The following is a 16,608-nucleotide window of genomic DNA, read 5'->3' on the forward strand; positions in this document are numbered from 1 at the left end:
CATAATTGGGGGGTGAATGCTCCCCGCGCCTGGCTCATCTGGACAATCGGCGTGTTCGCCTACCTGGTGGCAGTCGCGCAGCGTACATCCTTTGGTGTCGCAGGCCTGGAAGCCACCGAACGTTTTGACGCCAGTGCTGCTGCGATCTCTTTCTTCACCGTGCTGCAGTTGCTGGTTTACGCTGGCCTGCAGATCCCGGTGGGTGTCCTGGTGGACCGCTTCGGTTCCCGTGCCATGGTGGCCGGTGGTGCCGTCCTCATGGGCTTGGGACAGTTGCAGTTGGCTTTCGCTGAGAGTGTTCCCGGCGGGGTCCTGGGTCGGGTCCTGGTAGGGGCAGGCGATGCCATGACCTTCATCTCCGTGATCCGCCTGGTCCCCTTATGGTTTGCCCCGGCCAAGGTGCCGCTGGTTACCCAGCTCACGGGGATGTGCGGCCAACTGGGACAACTCTTCAGCGTCGTTCCCTTCGCGCTGCTCCTGCATTCCGCCGGTTGGACGCCGGCGTTCCTGACGCTGGCCGCAATGTCGGTGCTCGCCGTCGTCCTGGTGCTTGCACTACTGCGGGACGCGCCTCCAGGGCACCCGCCGCGGGCTGAGGGTCAAGGGCTCCGGGCTACCGGCGTCTCGCTGTCGCGTGCCTGGAAGCAGCCCGGCACCCGGCTCGGGCTCTGGAGCCACTTCACCGTGCAATTCAGTGGAAACCTCTTTGCGATGACCTGGGGCTACCCATTCCTGCTCTCCGCCCAAGGCCTGGACGCTGGCACGGTTTCGGCGTTGATGGCGCTCTTTGTGGGTACGGCCATCGTGGCAGGTCCAGGCTTCGGACGCTTCGTCGCCAAGCATCCCATGCGACGATCTGCGCTGGTCCTGCTGATCACGCTCGCCACGGCCCTGGCCTGGGCTGCGGTCCTGGCCTTGCCTGAACGTGCCCCCCTATGGCTCCTGGTGATCCTCGTGGTTGTGCTGGCCATTGGTGGCCCTGGATCCATGATTGGATTCGACTTCGCCCGCACCTTCAACCCTTCCCATCGGATCGGCACGGCAACAGGGATCGTCAACGTCGGGGGCTTCATCGCGGCGCTTGTCGCGATCTACCTCATTGGCCTTGTCCTGGACCTGCTCAATGCAAGTGGCTTCTCCGGTGGTGAGTTGTACGGCCTGGCGTCCTTCCGCATTGCCCTCAGCGTTCAGTTCGTGCTCCTTGGGCTTGGAACGGTCCTGATCCTGATGACACGGCGCAAGGTCCGCCGGCAGATGGCTGCCCAGGGAATCCACGTGCCTCCCTTGGTGGCTACGCTCGCCAAGCAGCGCCGGGAACGGATAGAGCGTCGTCGCAACCAGCGGGCCGTGGGCAACGGGCCGAACGGCGCCTAGGGGAAGAACGACCGCAGCTTTTCCACATACGGCGAATGGTTTCTGGTGGTGCCGACGCGGCCTGCGCAGGCTGGAGCCATGACAACAAACAAGATCCTGAGCATCCGCCAACCCGAAGACGTCCTCGGCTACATTCCGCATATGTTGGGCTACTGGCCTGAAGACAGCCTCGTAGCGATCACCATGCAGGGGAAGGTTCTCGGCGCGACACTGCGCGTCGATCTTCCCGCCCGACATGCGCCGCAGGTGCTTGCCGGTTTCGCCGACCGGGTCCGCAGCTACCTGATCGCTGACGAAGAAGCGGATGGCGTTCTCCTGGCCCTCTACTCCGATTCCGGTTGGGCAGACGGTGCCGTGGTCCGCACCATGGTTCCGCTACTCGAGGAGCTGCGTCAATGCCTGGACGAGGTGGATTTATCTGTTCGGGACGCGTGGTTGGTGGGAAAGGACTATTGGCGCAGTGCTTACTGCACTGATATAGGTTGTTGCCCGGTGCCCGGCCGCTCCGTCGACAGCATTAGGGACAGCAGGCTGAGCGCAGAGTTGGTGTACCAGGGGAGTATGGTCGGTCCACCACCGGGAGCGGGCCCAGGCACGTCGTCCCTCGCCCGGCCCGGGAGCCTTGATGCGGGAGTTCTCGAGGCGGAAACGCACTACGGTGAGCGGATGCTCAGCCTGTGGCGCAGCGAGCGGTGCTTGGACGCGGTCCTGGCCGTTTGGCAGCACGTCATCACGACCAGGGGGGAACGCGCTCCGTTACACCCGGGACAGGATGCCGCGCTCGTAGGATTCCTGCGGATGACACTGAAGGTCCCGGCATGGCGGGACGCTGTCATCGTCATGGCAGCCGCCGGAATCGAGTCGGCAAAGTCCGGAGCCGCGGCATACGGGTTCTTTGATGATGAAGGCGGGGAAGACCCCGTCTTCGATCCGTGCGAGGTGGGGGTGCCAGCCGTTGCGTCCGAAGCGTCGTCGGCCGGGTCGTGGAGCGCGGTGGACGTGTACACCTACGGCGACGTGCTTCTGGGAATGCGGCCAGAGGTGCCCCTTTGGCCTCAGCTCCACGCCCTGCAACAGGTTATGTCGACTCTGTGCGTCGAAGAGGAAAACGGTGCCGTGGCTGCGGCAGCCTTGACCATCCAAGGCTGGATTTCCTGGTGCAAAGGCAGGGGCTCAATAGCCCATGCCAGCCTGGAGCTCGCAGAGTCAGCGTGTCCCGGCTACCGGTTGGCAGAACTGCTCAGTGACGTTCTGGCGCAGGGTGCCATTTGCGAGTGGGCGCGACGCCCTGAATCGGCCTGGCGGGGGCGGCGTGACCTTTCTGTGTAGTGCTTGACCATTTATCAGGCGTGGGTTTTCCAAAATCGTGAGACAATGGATGCCGAGACCCGGTTGGGTCCGCGTTCGAATGCCTGAAGTGTCCCGGAGATCGGGAACATAACAGCGTCGTCGGGAGTTCTACATAAGGACTCTGCAGGCGGCGATCACATTTGAAATTGATCGCGGACTTGACAGGGTCATAGTGGTGTTGCCCGTATGGTGATTCCACAGACCGCCGCTAGAAAGGTTTTCTGTGACCCCGTCTTCCGTCGAGAAGGAACCCGCCGACCTGGCCGAACTGTCCGCTGAGGAAAAGAAGGCGGCCACATCGGCAAAGCGCGCCGCTACGCGTGCTGCCAACAAAGCCTCAGAGGTTGGCTCTGACAAGCCTGCACCCAAGAAGCGCGGACCCAAGCCCGGCGCGAAGGCCGCCGCTGAAGCCGCGAACCAGTCCTCAGACGCCGAGGACGCCAACGCCGAAGACGAAGACTTCGATCCCGCTGCAGCGGAAGAGGTTGAAGTCGGAGATGACGACGCAGAGGATGCCGCTGCCCCCAAGGAAAAGGCAGCTCCGTCCGGTTCCGGGTTCGTTTACTCTGATGCCGATGATGACGATGCTCCCGTGCAGCAGGTCATGTCGGCCGGCGCTACGGCCGACCCCGTCAAGGACTACCTGAAGCAGATCGGTAAGGTCGCCCTGCTGAATGCCGAGCAGGAAGTCGACCTCGCCCTCCGCATTGAAGCCGGACTCTTCGCCGAAGAAAAGATCAACGCTGACGACGGATCCATGGACCCGAAGCTCAAGCGCGAACTGGAATTCGTGATCCACGACGGCAAGCGCGCCAAGAACCACCTCCTTGAGGCCAACCTGCGGCTCGTTGTTTCGCTGGCCAAGCGCTACACCGGGCGTGGCATGCTCTTCCTCGACCTGATCCAGGAAGGCAACCTGGGCCTCATCCGCGCCGTGGAGAAGTTCGACTACACCAAGGGCTTCAAGTTCTCCACCTACGCCACCTGGTGGATCCGCCAGGCCATCACCCGCGCGATGGCTGACCAGGCCCGCACCATCCGTATCCCGGTGCACATGGTGGAAGTCATCAACAAGCTGGCCCGTGTCCAGCGGCAGATGCTCCAGGACCTCGGCCGCGAACCTACGCCGGAAGAATTGGCGTTGGAGCTGGACATGACGCCCGAGAAGGTCGTCGAAGTCCAGAAGTACGGCCGTGAGCCTATTTCCCTGCACACCCCGTTGGGTGAGGACGGCGACTCGGAGTTCGGTGACCTGATCGAGGACTCGGAAGCTGTTGTTCCCGCGGACGCGGTCAGCTTTACCCTCCTCCAGGAGCAGCTGCATTCCGTCCTGGACACCCTGTCCGAGCGTGAAGCCGGCGTCGTGGCTATGCGCTTCGGCCTGACCGACGGCCAGCCGAAGACTTTAGACGAAATCGGCAAGGTCTATGGAGTGACGCGCGAGCGTATCCGTCAGATCGAATCGAAGACCATGTCCAAGTTGCGGCACCCCTCCCGTTCACAGGTCCTCCGGGACTACCTGGACTAAACAGTTCGAGGCACCCAGTGGGCGGCCCAGTCGGATCTCCGGCTGGGCCGCTTTCTTGTCCGCAACACACCTGGCGTCTGAACATGGCGGGGACAACGCAAAAGGGCTCCTCCCGATCGGGAGGAGCCCTGTGCGCTCAAACGGTTTTCCGGACTTTGCCGGTGTGCCCTGCCTTAGTCGACGGGGACGGGAGCCTTCTCATTGAGGCGCTCGGTCTCATCGTGCCAGTCCGAAGTCATGGGCCGAAGCGTAGCTTCAACTGCACGTGCGTGGTGGCCGCAGAAAAGAAGCTCACCACCGGAGGACTCGAGTACAACGCGGACATACGCCTGGGCTCCGCAACGATCGCACCGGTCAGCTGCGTTCAGCGTGCGGTCTGCAACTGCTGTTGTCATGTCGGCCTCCTTAGTAGTTCTGTACATCCATATAACCAGCATTCGACGCAGATCCATGGCAAGGATGGGTCACTTTCGCTGTCCGCGTATCACATGTGCGTAACGTAACCTTCCGGGTTGCCCTGGCCCGGGAGTGGCAACCCGTACCTGTCGGTGGCCGCAGCTAGCCTAGTATTGGCAGTGTTTGCCTTGAATTACCAGCGATATCACGGCTGGGAAACACCCTGAGATATACCTCTGAAGGAGCACACCGCGAGTGGCACCGAGTTCTGAATACAACGCCCGGCACCTGTCTGTCCTTGAAGGCCTGGAAGCCGTTCGAAAGCGTCCGGGCATGTACATCGGGTCCACCGACTCCCGCGGTCTCATGCACTGTTTGTGGGAGATCATTGACAACTCGGTGGACGAGGCGTTGGCAGGTTTCGGACACGACATCAAGGTGATCCTGCATGCCGACAATTCTGTCGAAATTCACGACGACGGCCGTGGCATCCCCGTGGACGTCGAGCCAAAAACCGGACTCTCCGGCGTCGAGGTTGTCTTTACCAAACTGCACGCAGGTGGCAAGTTCGGCGGCGGTTCGTACACTGCTTCCGGTGGCCTGCATGGCGTGGGTGCGTCAGTGGTCAACGCCTTGTCGAGCCGGCTGGACGTCCAGGTGGACCGGGGGAGCAAGACCTACCAGATGTCGTTCCGCCGCGGCGAGCCCGGCCGGTTCGTGGACCCAGGTTCCAAGCCCGGGCCCGACGCCCCGTTTGAGCCCTTTGTGGAGAAGTCCGTGCTGGACGTCGTGGGCAAGGCCAAGCGTGGCGTGACCGGTACCCGCATCCGGTATTGGGCAGACCGCCAGATTTTTACTCCTGACGCAAAGTTCTCCTATGACGACCTGGCGGCGCGTGCCCGCCAGACGTCTTTCCTGGTTCCGGGCCTGAAAATTACGGTCCGTGATGAACGAAAGCTGGCCGGGACGCCGGGCGAGAACGGTGCCCACGAAGAGGTATTCCACCACGACGGTGGGATCTCCGAGTTTGTCGAATTCCTTGCAGCCGATTCCGGTGTGACTGACGTCTGGCGCCTTCATGGTTCAGGAAAGTTCAAGGAAACCGTGCCCGTCCTGGACGAAAACGGCCACAGCAAGATCGCGGAAGTCGAGCGCGACTGCGAGGTGGATATTGCCCTGCGCTGGGGTATCGGGTACGAGACCACCATGCGCAGCTTCGTTAACATCATCGCCACCCCCAAAGGCGGAACCCACCAGTCGGGGTTTGAGGCTGCCCTGCTGAAGACCTTCCGCAAGGCTGTGGAGACGAATGCCCGCAAGCTCAAAGCCGGCAACGACAAGATCGAGAAAGATGACATCCTCGCCGGGCTGACCGCCGTGTTGACGGTACGCCTGGCGGAGCCCCAGTTCGAGGGGCAGACCAAGGAAATTCTCGGCACCTCCGCGGTCAGGGCGATTGTGGCGAAGGTCGTTGAAAAGGAAATCACTTCCCGGCTGAATTCGGCCAACCGCAACGACAAGGCCCAGTCGGCGCTCCTTCTGGAGAAGATGGTCAGCGAGATGAAGTCACGCATCTCGGCCCGTGTCCATAAGGAAACCCAGCGTCGCAAGAACGCCCTGGAAACGTCGTCAATGCCCACGAAGCTCGCTGATTGCCGCACCGACGACGTTGCCCGCTCGGAACTGTTCATCGTTGAGGGCGACTCCGCGCTGGGTACAGCCAAGCTTGCGCGCTCATCCGACTTCCAGGCGCTGCTTCCGATTCGAGGCAAAATCCTCAACGTGCAAAAGGCCTCGGTGGGGGACATGCTCTCCAATGCCGAGTGCGCGGCACTGATCCAGGTGGTGGGGGCAGGCTCGGGCCGCAGTTTCGATATTGACGCTGCCAGGTATGGCAAGGTCATACTCATGACCGACGCCGACGTCGATGGCGCGCACATCCGCACCCTCCTGCTGACGCTGTTTTTCCGCTACATGCGTCCCATGGTTGAAGCCGGCCGGGTATTTGCCGCCGTCCCGCCATTGCACCGGGTTGAGGTTATCAACCCGGGCCAGAAGGCCAACGAGATGATCTACACCTACTCCGAGGCCGAGCTTCACGTGCTCCTCAACAACCTCGCCAAGGAGGGCAAGCGCTACAAAGAGCCCATCCAGCGGTACAAGGGCCTTGGTGAAATGGATGCTCAACAACTGGCCGAGACCACCATGGATCCGCGGCACAGGACCCTCCGGAAGGTAGGCATCGACAGCGCGCAGCGGGCAGAAGAAGTGTTCGACCTCTTGATGGGTTCGGACGTTGCGCCGCGCAAGGAGTTCATTATTGCCGGGGCAGCGACACTCGACAGGGAACGTATCGACGCTTAGGCGCTGGGCGTAGTCGGCGCGGTGTTGTCCTTTGCGGTGCGGCCCGCGGGGGCCGACAGTGCTGTTGCTCCCACGGCCAGGGCCAACGCACACAGTCCCCATGGCAGCCCGGCGGCGACGGCAACTCCGCCCACCAGCAACGGGCCGCCTGCGTCGCCAAGCTCGCGTCCGAGCTCCGCCGACCCCATGGTCCGGCCCAGGCGCTCCGGAGGGGTCGAGTCGGCGAGATGGGCAAAAGCCAGCGGCGTCGCGACGCCTATTCCGAGCCCGATCAGGACAGCGGCGCCGTAAGTCCAGCCGGCGCCGGGAAGGAGCGCGGCTACGAGCGTGCCGACGGCAATGGCAGCCAGTCCGGCCATCATGCCGGGCCTATCGGCAAGCCGGCCCCGGTCCCGCAGGCTGCCGATGCGTGGCTGCACCAGGGATGAAGCAACGGCGAGCACCGTCACCACGGCAACACTGCCGGTTGTGCCTAGGCCTTCGCGGGCAGCAAGAGCCGGGAGGAATCCGACGGCGGCACCCAGGGCTCCCGTCGCGGCGGCAAGGACCAGCGTTGGTCCCAGGAACGAGCGCTCCGTGCTTTGGCGCCACACATCGACGATGGTGTACCTGGGCCGGGGAAGCGGTGCCAGCGGTGGAACGGAGAATGCAGCCCACGCTGCCACCACCAGGCCAAGGGCCGACAGGACAAGGAACAGCAAGGCGAAGCCGCCGGCCACGATGGCCAGGGCCCCCAGGAGTGGCCCTATGGCATAGCCCAGTCCTTTCCACGAGCCGTAGCGGCCAAAGTAGCGACCGGTCTTTCCCCCGGCCAGCCGGGCAACGCCAGCGGATGATGCGGGGGAGAACGCCGACGCTGCCATTCCCTGTCCCAGGCGGGCTGCGGCAAGCATTGCCGGTTGATCTGCCCAGAGGCCAATAAGGGAAGCGGCGGAGAAAGCAACCAGACCGCCCACGATCACCGGCTTGGGGCCGATGCGGTCGCTGAGGGCGCCAAAAACCGGTTTGAGGAACACCTCTGCGATGTCGTAAAGGGCCAGCAGGATGCCCAGCCCCAGGAGGCTGAGCCCGATGTCCGCGCTTTCGGCCCCCAGCCCTGCGGCGACGGCGTGGGCTCCGAACGCGGTGGTAAATCCTGCTGCATAGAGGGGCCATCGTTGGGCCGCGACCAGGCGCGCTGAGTCGGAGGGTTCTGAGGCATTCACGGAACAAATGTAACAGCTGCTACATTCAGAATTGTGATTGATCAACGTTGGCTACTGATCCTCGTCCAGGTACCTTCGCAGCCGTCCAGGCACAGGGTGGCGGTCTGGCGTGAACTTCGCCGGATTGGCGCGGTACCGCTGTCGCCGGGGACCTGGTTGCTTCCCGTCCATCCGTCCTTCGACGCCGGATTGGCCCGGGCCGAAGAACTGGTTGCCAACGGCGGTGGCTCCTGGACGTTGGTGGACGCCTCTCCCCGTAACCAGGGCGTGGACACCTTCCGGAGTGCGTATGAAGCTGCCCGACTGGAGGAGTGGTCCGAGTTCATGGCGGACTGTGGCAAGTTCGAACAGGAAATCGTGAAGGAAGTTGCCCACGAAAAGTTTACGTTCGCCGAGCTGGAGGAGGAGGAACAGAGCCTGGAACGCCTGAGGCGCTGGTTCCGCGAATTGAAGTCCCGCGATGTCCTGCATCTTCCACAGGCGGGAGAAGCAGCCGACCATCTTGCGCGGTGCGGGACCGCCCTTGAGCGCTATGCCTCAAGGGTCTATGAAGTCACACTGCAGCAGTAGCCACGTGCCGGTCCCGACACTAGCCCAGGAGTCCGGGAACGATCAGCAGGGCTGTCGGTACGGCCAGCAGGAGGATTGAGGCCGCGAGGACCAGGATCCGCAGGCCTCTGGTGAGCGGAGGCAGCGGCGAGAGGAGGCGGCTGACGCGGGACGCCGTCGTACGTGGAGAATCGGCGCCGCCGGTAGCGCTGACTGAATTGCCCTCCACCACCGCGCCTCCTGTGGTGAAGGCGTGGGTTCCAATGGTCGGCTGGGACGAACCGCTGGCGACAATGGCGATTGCCTTGATGAGTGTCCCTTTGCTTTCCGTTCGGAGGGCGACGTCGTCGGCCAGCATCTCGATCAGGGAGTTCACGGCGGTCTGGGCGAGCCGGGTGGTGGGAAACCACGGTAAGGCCTGCCGCCAGGCGGCGAAGGCCCACAGCAGAAGGTCGTGGCGTTGGGAAAGGTGTGCATTCTCGTGAATGAGGACGGCCCTGAGTTCGGCGGGTTCAAGGGCTGCCATGAGGCCATCGGAGAGCACGGTCACTGAGCGGGCGCCGCCGGGCAGGCAGTACGCCACTGGCGAGTCATGGTTGATTACCACGGTTCCCGGTCCGTCGTCGGAGGGTGATGCCAGCAGGGCCAGTAGTTCGCGGTGCCGGCGCCGCTGGCGTTCAATCTTGTAGTAGGTCAGCAGGAGAGTGAAGACCAAGTGGGCTGTCAGCAGGGCAGCTGCCGACAGGGCGAAGAGATGCCAGAATCCCAGCGCCGTGGTGGGTTCGTTGTAGAAGACCATTCCTGCCAGGCTCCGGAGGCCGGCGAGGAGGTTGTCGCCCACGGGTTCCAGGCCATACACAAGCATGGCGCCAATCATGGAAAGCCCACCGGCCAGGGCGATCGCCTGCCACAGCACCATGGCTGTGAAGGGGGAGCGTGCAGGCCACCGTGCTCGCGACAGCAGAACGGGCACGGGCCATGCCAGGATCAATGCCAGGACCGCAAGCAGGTATGAGGTCCAGAACATAGTGGCTAATTGTAGCCGAGCAGTTTGCGCAGTGTTGCGGCTTCGCTTTCAGTGACGGAGCCAATGAATCGGGCGAGGACGGCTTCCCGGTCCGGAGCGGAGCCAAGGACTTCGTGCATGAGCTCGGCGGTGTGGTCTGCGCGGCTGGAAACGGCCTGGTAGCGGTGCGGGCGGGTTCCGCGCTCACGCTCCACAAGGCCCTTCTTTTCCAACCGGGAGAGGACAGTAAGAACCGTGGTCACGGCCAGGTCCTTGCCCTGGTGCCCTGCCGAGCCATCGCCGGCTTCGGAATCCTGCGCGAGGAGATCGCGCAGGGTGTTGGCAGTTGCAGCCTCCTGGCCTGCCCAGAGCAGATCCATGACTGCCCGTTCCAGTTCCCCAAGACTTGCCATCAATACGTCCCTACCTTCCGCATCCCAACAACAGCACTTCTGCCGCCCGGTGCGACGATCCAACATTCATTCACTAATTTACCGCTTTTCAACTCTCCATTCTACGTCAGGTAGAACTATCGGCGCGCCGCGGGCCGGAGGAGGGCCTTGCGCGTGCGTAACGCCACTTGAAGAATGGGTTTGGTCTGCCGCCATTTGTTCTACACTGTGTAGAAGACACGTTTTCTACAGAACGTAGAAGTACCGTCATTGCACTTCGGTCCACCGCACAAAGGACAGCCATGGACGCTTTGGAAATCGCACGCTGGCAATTCGGCATCACTACCGTCTACCACTTCATGATGGTGCCCCTCACCATTGGCCTCGGCCTGGTGGTGGCCATCATCCAGACCCTCTGGTACCGCACGGGCAAGCCAGAGTACCTGCGCATGACCAAGTTCTGGGGAAAGCTGTTCCTCATCAACTTCATCATGGGCGTGGCAACCGGAATCGTGCAGGAATTCCAGTTCGGGATGGCCTGGAGTGAGTACAGCCGGTTCGTGGGCGACGTCTTCGGCGCTCCGCTGGCCCTTGAGGCGCTGCTTGCCTTCTTCGTGGAGTCCACGTTCCTGGGACTGTGGATCTTCGGCTGGAAGCAGCTCAAGCGTGGCGTGCACCTGGCCTGCCTATGGATCGCAGTGATCGGATCGGTCTTTTCCGCCTACTTCATCATCGTGGCGAACTCCTGGATGCAGCACCCTGTTGGTGTGGAGATGGTGGATGGCCGTCCCGTTATGACAGATGCGTGGGCAGTCTTTACCAACAACACAGCATTGGTCGCAGTGCCGCACACCCTGTTCGGCGCACTGGCCGTTGCGGGTGCCTTCCTGCTGGGAATCGCCTGGTACCACCTGTGGCGCAGGGGCCACGACGGGATAGACGTGGTGGGTGCCGACGGCAAGCTGATTCCGGGCGAGGCTGCAATTCCAGGCCGCGACAAGGCCGATTACACGGTATGGATGAGATCACTGAGGATCGGTGCCGTAGTGGCCATGATTTCCTTCGCGGGGACCGCCATTACCGGCGACCTCCAAGGCAAGCTGATGTTTGAACAGCAGCCCATGAAGATGGCCGCCGCTGAAGCCGCCTGCCACGATGGCACTGGCTTCTCGGTGCTCAGCGTGGGCAACCTCGGTGCTTCGAACTGCGATGACATTGTGGCCGTCATCGAAGTCCCGGGGATCCTGTCCTTCCTGGCCAAAGGCGATTTCACCACCGAGGTCAAGGGCGTCAACAGCCTGCTCGGTGAATACAAGGAAAAGTACGGCACCCACCTGCCCGACAACCCGCTGTACGGCGAGCGCGCCGGCCAGGAGATCCACTATGTTCCCGTGATGGAAGTGACGTACTGGGGCTTCCGCATGATGATCGGCTTTGGTGGCATCGCAGCCCTCGCGGCCCTGCTGGCCCTGTGGGTCACCCGCAAGGGTGTGGTGCCCCAGTCCAGGTGGCTCATGCGCCTGGCGGTCTTCGGGATTCTTGCTCCCTTCGGTGCCAATGCGGCCGGGTGGATCTTCACGGAGATGGGACGCCAGCCGTTCGTGGTGGCCCCGAATCCTGACATGAACGGGATCGACCAGGTCTTCATGTTTACAGCGGCAGCTGTCTCTCCGGGGGTCAGTGCGGGCGAGCTCATGACCTCGCTGGTGGTCCTCACCGCCATCTACGCCGTGCTTCTGGTGGTTGAAGTGAAGCTGCTGGTCAAGTACATCCGCGGCGGAGTGGCGTCGGCGATGCCTGAACTTGCCCACGCCAAGGAGACAGACAAGCACGACAAGAGCGACGACGGCCCGGACAAGTCCGGCGACGACGTCCTGGCATTCGCCTACTAGAAGCCAAGGGAAACTGACAATGGAACTGTTGCCAACTATCTGGTTCGTGGCCATCGCCGTTCTGTGGACCGGCTACCTCTTCCTGGAGGGCTTCGACCTCGGCGTCGGCATGCTCATGAAGCTGTTCGCCCGCAACAACACCGACCGCCGCGTCCTGTTGAACACGATTGGTCCGGTGTGGGACGGCAATGAGGTGTGGCTGCTCACTGCGGCCGGTGCAACCTTCGCTGCGTTCCCCCTCTGGTACGCATCCTTGTTCTCGGCGTTGTACCTGCCGTTGCTGTGCGTGCTCGCGGCCCTGATCTTCCGCGCGGTCGCCTTCGAGTACCGGGGCAAGGTTGACTCCGTGCGGTGGCGCAACCGCTGGGACTGGGCCATCGCCGTCGGCTCCTTCGTTGCCGCCTTCGGTATCGGCGCCGCCCTGGCGCTGACAACAACGGGCCTGCCGTTGAACGACAACGGTGACCGTGTGGGCGGTCCAATGTCCTGGTTCAGCGGGTACGCGCTCCTAGGCGGATTCGGCGTTGTGGCGTTCGCCCTGGTTCACGCCCTCGCCTTCCTGGCACTGAAGACCGACGGCGATGTCCGGCACCGTGCGCGCCGCTGGTTTGTGCGGCTGGTCCCGGTTGCCGTGCTGCCGATGTTCGGCTGGATGCTGGCGGTGCAGTTCCTGAGCGGGAAGCCGTGGACCTGGGCCTTGGTGGCAGCCGCGGTGGTGGCCGTAGTCCTGGCCTGGCAGTTGGCCCGGGCAGGATCCGAGGGGCGGGCATTCGGTGCCCTCGGCGCTTTCATTGTCTGCGCCACGGCCTCGATCTTCGGTGCGGCGTTCCCGGTGGTCATTCCTTCCACGATCGATCCCGCCTTCAACCTGACCATTTCCAACGCCTCGTCTTCGGACTACACGTTGGGCCTGATGAGTATTGTTGCCGCCGTAGGGCTGCCGCTGGTCATTGCCTACCAATCCTGGACGTACTGGGTATTCCGGCGTCGCGTCAGTGCAGCGCACATCCCCGAGGCGCACGGGTTCTTGCCTGCGATCGCCGCGAAAGTCCTGGTTTCCAAGGAACCGGGTTCGGCCGGTACCCCGTCCGGCAAGCCAACCCACCCGGGAGCCTGAACGCCGATGAAACCCGTGTTCCCTTCCGGCCCGGTTACCCGATCCGCCCTCTACACGATCGGGCTGCTGTCCGCCCTCAAGGCCCTGTCCTTGGTGCTGATGGCGCAGGCCGTGGCGGTGATGCTGGCAGGCCTGGCTTCCGGGTCCGGGGATTGGAACAGCGGACTCATCTGGGGCGCCGTGGGAGCTGTCCTGCGCTCGCTGACGGTGTGGGGACAGGGCATTGCCTCCCGCCGGGCCGCCTTGGGCGTCAAAGAGGAGCTGCGCGCCAGCCTGCTGCGGCGATCACTGGGTGACGGCGCCGCCTCGCCGGTGGAGGGAATGAACGACGGCGGCCTGGCGATCCTCACGACGCGGGGACTGGACGCCCTGGACGACTACTACACGCAATACCTGCCGGCGTTGGTGAACTGCGCAACGGTGCCGTTGTTGATCGGCGCCCGTATCCTGTTCGCCGACTGGGTCAGCGCACTGGTGATCGTCCTGACAGTGCCCCTGGTTCCACTGTTCATGGTGCTGATTGGCCGGCACACCGAGGACAGTGTCCGCGACGCGCAGACCACCCTGCGGAAACTGTCCGGGCACATTCTTGAACTCGCCAAAGGCCTGCCGGTCCTGGTGGGCCTGGGCCGCGCCAGTGAGCAACGCGCAGCCTTGGAGGATATCTCCGAGCAATACCGCAGCCGCACCATGGGAACCCTCCGCACAGCCTTCCTTTCGGCACTTGCCCTGGAACTCATAGCCACGATCTCCGTAGCCGTTGTGGCCGTGTTCATCGGTGTCAGGCTTGTGGCCGGGGACATGGCATTGGAAGCAGGCTTGTTGGCATTGATCCTTGCCCCCGACTGCTACCTGCCGCTCCGGGAACTGGGTACGGCCCACCACGCCAGCGACGACGGCCGTGCCGCTCTCGAAACCACCCAGGCCGTGCTGGAAGCACCCGCGCACCAGCGACTGCAGGAAACTGCTGCCCTTCCCGGGCCGGAAGACACCGTGGTGACCGATCTTTCGGTGACGTACAGCGGCAGGTCGGCGGCCGCCGTCGGACCCCTCAGCTTCATTGCAACCCAAGGCAGGATCACCGCGCTGGACGGGGACAGCGGGACCGGGAAGAGTACAGTCCTGGCTGTCCTGGCCGGGCTGGTCGGTCCGGGGGCGGGTACCGCAGTCACTGGGCACATCAGGGGAGCAGGACAAGGGACTGTGGCATGGGTGCCACAGCATCCTGTCATGGCAGCTGAAACGGTCCAGCAGGAAATTGAGCTCTACCTGGACGGATACGACGGCAACACTGCCGAAGCTGCCGCACGTGTCCTGGAAAAGACCTCAGCAGACCACCTGGCAGCCAAGCACCCCGGTGAGCTGAGCCCCGGCGAACTGCGCCGTGTGGCACTCGCCCGCGGACTCGCGCGCGTGGAAGCCGGAGCCACCGTGCTGCTGCTCGACGAACCCACCGCACACCTGGACCACTACTCTGCCAGCGTGGTGCGAAACGCCATGGAATCACTCCGCGGCTCGGTCACGGTGATCCTGGTGGCCCACGACGCCGCCACCCGGGCGCTCGCCGACCACGTGGTGTCCGTTGGGCGCAAGCACCCCTTGCCAGCGCCACGGGCGGGGGATGGCCCCGTGCGCCCCGCCGCCGTTGGCAGCCACGCGGAATCCATGCTTGCAACCGTCGCGGATACTTCCGCACGCCCGGACGGCATCGTTCCGGCCATGCACCGGACCGGAAGCCTGCGACGCCTACTGGGGGTCCTGAAGCCCGTCCGCTGGAAGTTCGCCGCCGCGGGTGCCGTAGCAGTCCTTGCCGCTTTGTTCGCCGTAGCCCTTTCCGGGTTGTCAGGATGGTTGATCATCAGGGCCAGCGAACAGCCGCCCATCCTCTACCTGCTCGGCGCAATAGTGGGTGTCCGGTTCTTCGGTATTGGCAGGGCAGTCCTGCGGTACTGCGAGCGCCTGCTGACCCACGACGCCGTTTTCGCTGCCATGACCCGCCTCCGGGGCGCACTGTGGGCAACACTGAGCCGGAGGGCGCTGTCCCTTCGCCGACTTCTTCAAGGCGGCAACGTCCTGGGGTCGGTGGTGGACGACGTCGACACCCTCCGCGATCTCCTTCCCCGCGTTGCACTGCCTCCGGTCACCGCAGTGGGAGTAAGCGCAGCAGCCATCATCGCCACTGCGCTGGTCATGCCCGCAGCAGTTCCCGCCGTGGTGCTGGCGTCTGTCATCGGCCTGGCAATTGCTCCGTTCCTCGCCGTCCTGGCCGACAGGAACGCCGCAACATCAGAACAGCAGATGCGCTCGGTGGTACTGAAGGGAGTCGCTGCGGCACTGGACGCACGGGCAGAGCTCGCTGCCAACGGAGTGGGGGAGCCCGTCCTCCGGGAGCTCCGCAACAAGGACCGCGCAGCCACCGTCTCCGCCCAGCGTTCGGCATGGGCCGAGGGGCTCGGGCAAGCTGTGATCGTCCTGGCCTGCTCGCTGGCAGCCCTGTGGGCGGGTGTCCTCAGCGCCCCCTCTGTAGCCGACGGCTCCGCAGCACCCGAACTCGTAGCCGTGATTGTGCTGATGTTGCTGGCGTTGGTTGAACCCTTCGGGGGCATCGTCTCCTCGGTGCGCCAAGCCCCCGCGCTCGCAGCCGTCCTGGGCCGCGTTGCCGCGTCAGGAGCCCTGGACGTTGCATCCGGGACCACTCCGGAAGACCCCGACGGCGGCCCGCGGCCGCTGCCTGAACGCGACGGCAAAGCGGGACTCGAATTGAGGGACGCGGCCGCAGCATGGCCCGGGGGTCCGGACGTGTTCGCTGGCCTCACGGTGGAAGCCGGACCCGGCCGCTGGCTCTCGGTGACAGGGCCTTCCGGGGCAGGAAAATCCACCCTCCTGTCGGTGCTGCTGGGCTTCCTGCCACTCACGCAGGGAACGGCGAAAATGACGGGGACGGCGGCCTGGTGCCCGCAGGAGGCGCACCTTTTCGATTCCACCATCCGTGGGAACCTCCTGCTGAGCCGGCCCGCGGCGGCGAAACCGACGGAAGCGGACATGCACAAGGCGCTGGCCGACGTCGGGCTGGACGTTTTGGTGGAGACCCTGCCCGGCGGGCTCGACGCGCGGATAGGACCCGAAGGGTCCTTCCTCAGCGGCGGCGAACGGCAGCGGCTCGCGATGGCAAGGACTTTGCTGACCGGTGCCTCCATATTGCTTCTGGACGAGCCAACGGCGCACCTGGATGCCGGCGCAGCCCGCGAAATGATGGCGATCCTCCGGGCAGGACTCAAGGACGTCACGGTAGTCCTTGTCACCCACAATCCCGTGGATATCGATCCCTCGGACGCACGCCTGGAGCTGGGCTCGTCGGTAGCTGCCGTGGGTCCTGCTGTGGGCCCCGGAGCGGGCGCGGCGGAGCTGGTGGGAAGGACTACCCCTCAGTAGCCT

Annotated in this window: 12 protein-coding genes; 8 read left to right on the forward strand and 4 right to left on the reverse strand. The window is 63.9% G+C overall.

Annotated features, from left to right (window positions below; translation table 11 throughout):
• Positions 1 to 12 precede the first annotated feature (12 nt).
• The 3 genes from QRM57_RS15950 (at position 13) to QRM57_RS15960 (ending at position 4,252) form a co-directional block, all read left to right on the forward strand.
• The gene (locus QRM57_RS15950) at positions 13 to 1,374 is read left to right on the forward strand and encodes an MFS transporter (RefSeq protein WP_257368408.1); all 1,362 of its coding nucleotides are present in this window, start codon (positions 13 to 15) and stop codon (positions 1,372 to 1,374) included.
• A 78-nt stretch (positions 1,375 to 1,452) separates the two neighbouring features.
• A complete protein-coding gene (locus QRM57_RS15955) occupies positions 1,453 to 2,703 on the forward strand; it encodes a DUF4192 domain-containing protein (protein WP_257368407.1) in 1,251 nt (416 codons plus the stop codon).
• Between the two features lie 244 nt (positions 2,704 to 2,947).
• Positions 2,948 to 4,252 (forward strand): RNA polymerase sigma factor, encoded by a 1,305-nt coding sequence (locus QRM57_RS15960; RefSeq protein WP_235520476.1) that lies wholly within the window; start codon positions 2,948 to 2,950, stop codon positions 4,250 to 4,252.
• 173 nt (positions 4,253 to 4,425) lie between these two features.
• Here QRM57_RS15960 and QRM57_RS15965 read toward each other — a convergent pair whose 3' ends face one another.
• Positions 4,426 to 4,647, reverse strand: a complete 222-nt coding sequence (locus tag QRM57_RS15965) for a DUF7455 domain-containing protein (RefSeq protein WP_018778705.1) — start codon at positions 4,645 to 4,647, stop codon at positions 4,426 to 4,428.
• A 256-nt stretch (positions 4,648 to 4,903) separates the two neighbouring features.
• Between QRM57_RS15965 and QRM57_RS15970 the strand changes: the two genes are divergently transcribed.
• Positions 4,904 to 7,012, forward strand: a complete 2,109-nt coding sequence (locus QRM57_RS15970; protein ID WP_235520477.1) for a DNA gyrase/topoisomerase IV subunit B — start codon at positions 4,904 to 4,906, stop codon at positions 7,010 to 7,012.
• Here the strand turns inward: QRM57_RS15970 and QRM57_RS15975 are convergent.
• Positions 7,009 to 8,217 (reverse strand): MFS transporter, encoded by a 1,209-nt coding sequence (locus QRM57_RS15975; protein WP_284987274.1) that lies wholly within the window; start codon positions 8,215 to 8,217, stop codon positions 7,009 to 7,011. The genes QRM57_RS15970 and QRM57_RS15975 overlap by 4 nt on opposite strands.
• A 33-nt stretch (positions 8,218 to 8,250) precedes the next feature.
• Between QRM57_RS15975 and QRM57_RS15980 the strand changes: the two genes are divergently transcribed.
• A complete protein-coding gene (locus QRM57_RS15980; protein WP_257368399.1) occupies positions 8,251 to 8,787 on the forward strand; it encodes a Chromate resistance protein ChrB in 537 nt (178 codons plus the stop codon).
• 19 nt (positions 8,788 to 8,806) lie between these two features.
• Here QRM57_RS15980 and QRM57_RS15985 read toward each other — a convergent pair whose 3' ends face one another.
• Complete coding sequence (locus tag QRM57_RS15985; protein ID WP_284987275.1) at positions 8,807 to 9,793, reverse strand: M56 family metallopeptidase; 987 nt, start codon at positions 9,791 to 9,793, stop codon at positions 8,807 to 8,809.
• A gap of 5 nt (positions 9,794 to 9,798) precedes the next feature.
• Positions 9,799 to 10,185: a BlaI/MecI/CopY family transcriptional regulator gene (locus QRM57_RS15990; protein WP_211714067.1), complete on the reverse strand. Its 387-nt coding sequence runs from the start codon at positions 10,183 to 10,185 to the stop codon at positions 9,799 to 9,801.
• A gap of 281 nt (positions 10,186 to 10,466) precedes the next feature.
• Here QRM57_RS15990 and QRM57_RS15995 point away from each other — a divergent pair, with 281 nt between their 5' ends.
• The 3 genes from QRM57_RS15995 to cydD are packed head-to-tail and all read left to right on the forward strand — an operon-like array spanning position 10,467 to position 16,605.
• Positions 10,467 to 12,056, forward strand: a complete 1,590-nt coding sequence (locus QRM57_RS15995) for a cytochrome ubiquinol oxidase subunit I (RefSeq protein ID WP_284987276.1) — start codon at positions 10,467 to 10,469, stop codon at positions 12,054 to 12,056.
• Positions 12,057 to 12,075: 19 nt separating this feature from the next.
• A complete protein-coding gene (gene cydB, locus QRM57_RS16000) occupies positions 12,076 to 13,173 on the forward strand; it encodes a cytochrome d ubiquinol oxidase subunit II (RefSeq protein WP_284987277.1) in 1,098 nt (365 codons plus the stop codon).
• Positions 13,174 to 13,179: 6 nt separating this feature from the next.
• Positions 13,180 to 16,605: a thiol reductant ABC exporter subunit CydD gene (cydD, locus tag QRM57_RS16005; protein ID WP_284987278.1), complete on the forward strand. Its 3,426-nt coding sequence runs from the start codon at positions 13,180 to 13,182 to the stop codon at positions 16,603 to 16,605.
• Positions 16,606 to 16,608: the final 3 nt, after the last annotated feature.

Source organism: Arthrobacter sp. fls2-241-R2A-172 (genome assembly GCF_030208885.1).
In the GTDB taxonomy this organism is placed as follows: Bacteria; Actinomycetota; Actinomycetes; order Actinomycetales; family Micrococcaceae; genus Arthrobacter.

Excerpts from the sequence above, each read along its gene's own strand:
- cydD (WP_284987278.1), top strand. The coding sequence starts at position 13,180 with ATGAAACCCGTGTTCCCTTCCGGCCCGGTTACCCGATCCGCCCTCTAC.
- cydB (WP_284987277.1), top strand. The coding sequence starts at position 12,076 with ATGGAACTGTTGCCAACTATCTGGTTCGTGGCCATCGCCGTTCTGTGG.
- QRM57_RS15995 (WP_284987276.1), top strand. The coding sequence starts at position 10,467 with ATGGACGCTTTGGAAATCGCACGCTGGCAATTCGGCATCACTACCGTC.
- QRM57_RS15955 (WP_257368407.1), top strand. The coding sequence starts at position 1,453 with ATGACAACAAACAAGATCCTGAGCATCCGCCAACCCGAAGACGTCCTC.
- QRM57_RS15990 (WP_211714067.1), bottom strand. The coding sequence starts at position 10,185 with ATGGCAAGTCTTGGGGAACTGGAACGGGCAGTCATGGATCTGCTCTGG.
- QRM57_RS15965 (WP_018778705.1), bottom strand. The coding sequence starts at position 4,647 with ATGACAACAGCAGTTGCAGACCGCACGCTGAACGCAGCTGACCGGTGC.
- QRM57_RS15985 (WP_284987275.1), bottom strand. The coding sequence starts at position 9,793 with ATGTTCTGGACCTCATACCTGCTTGCGGTCCTGGCATTGATCCTGGCA.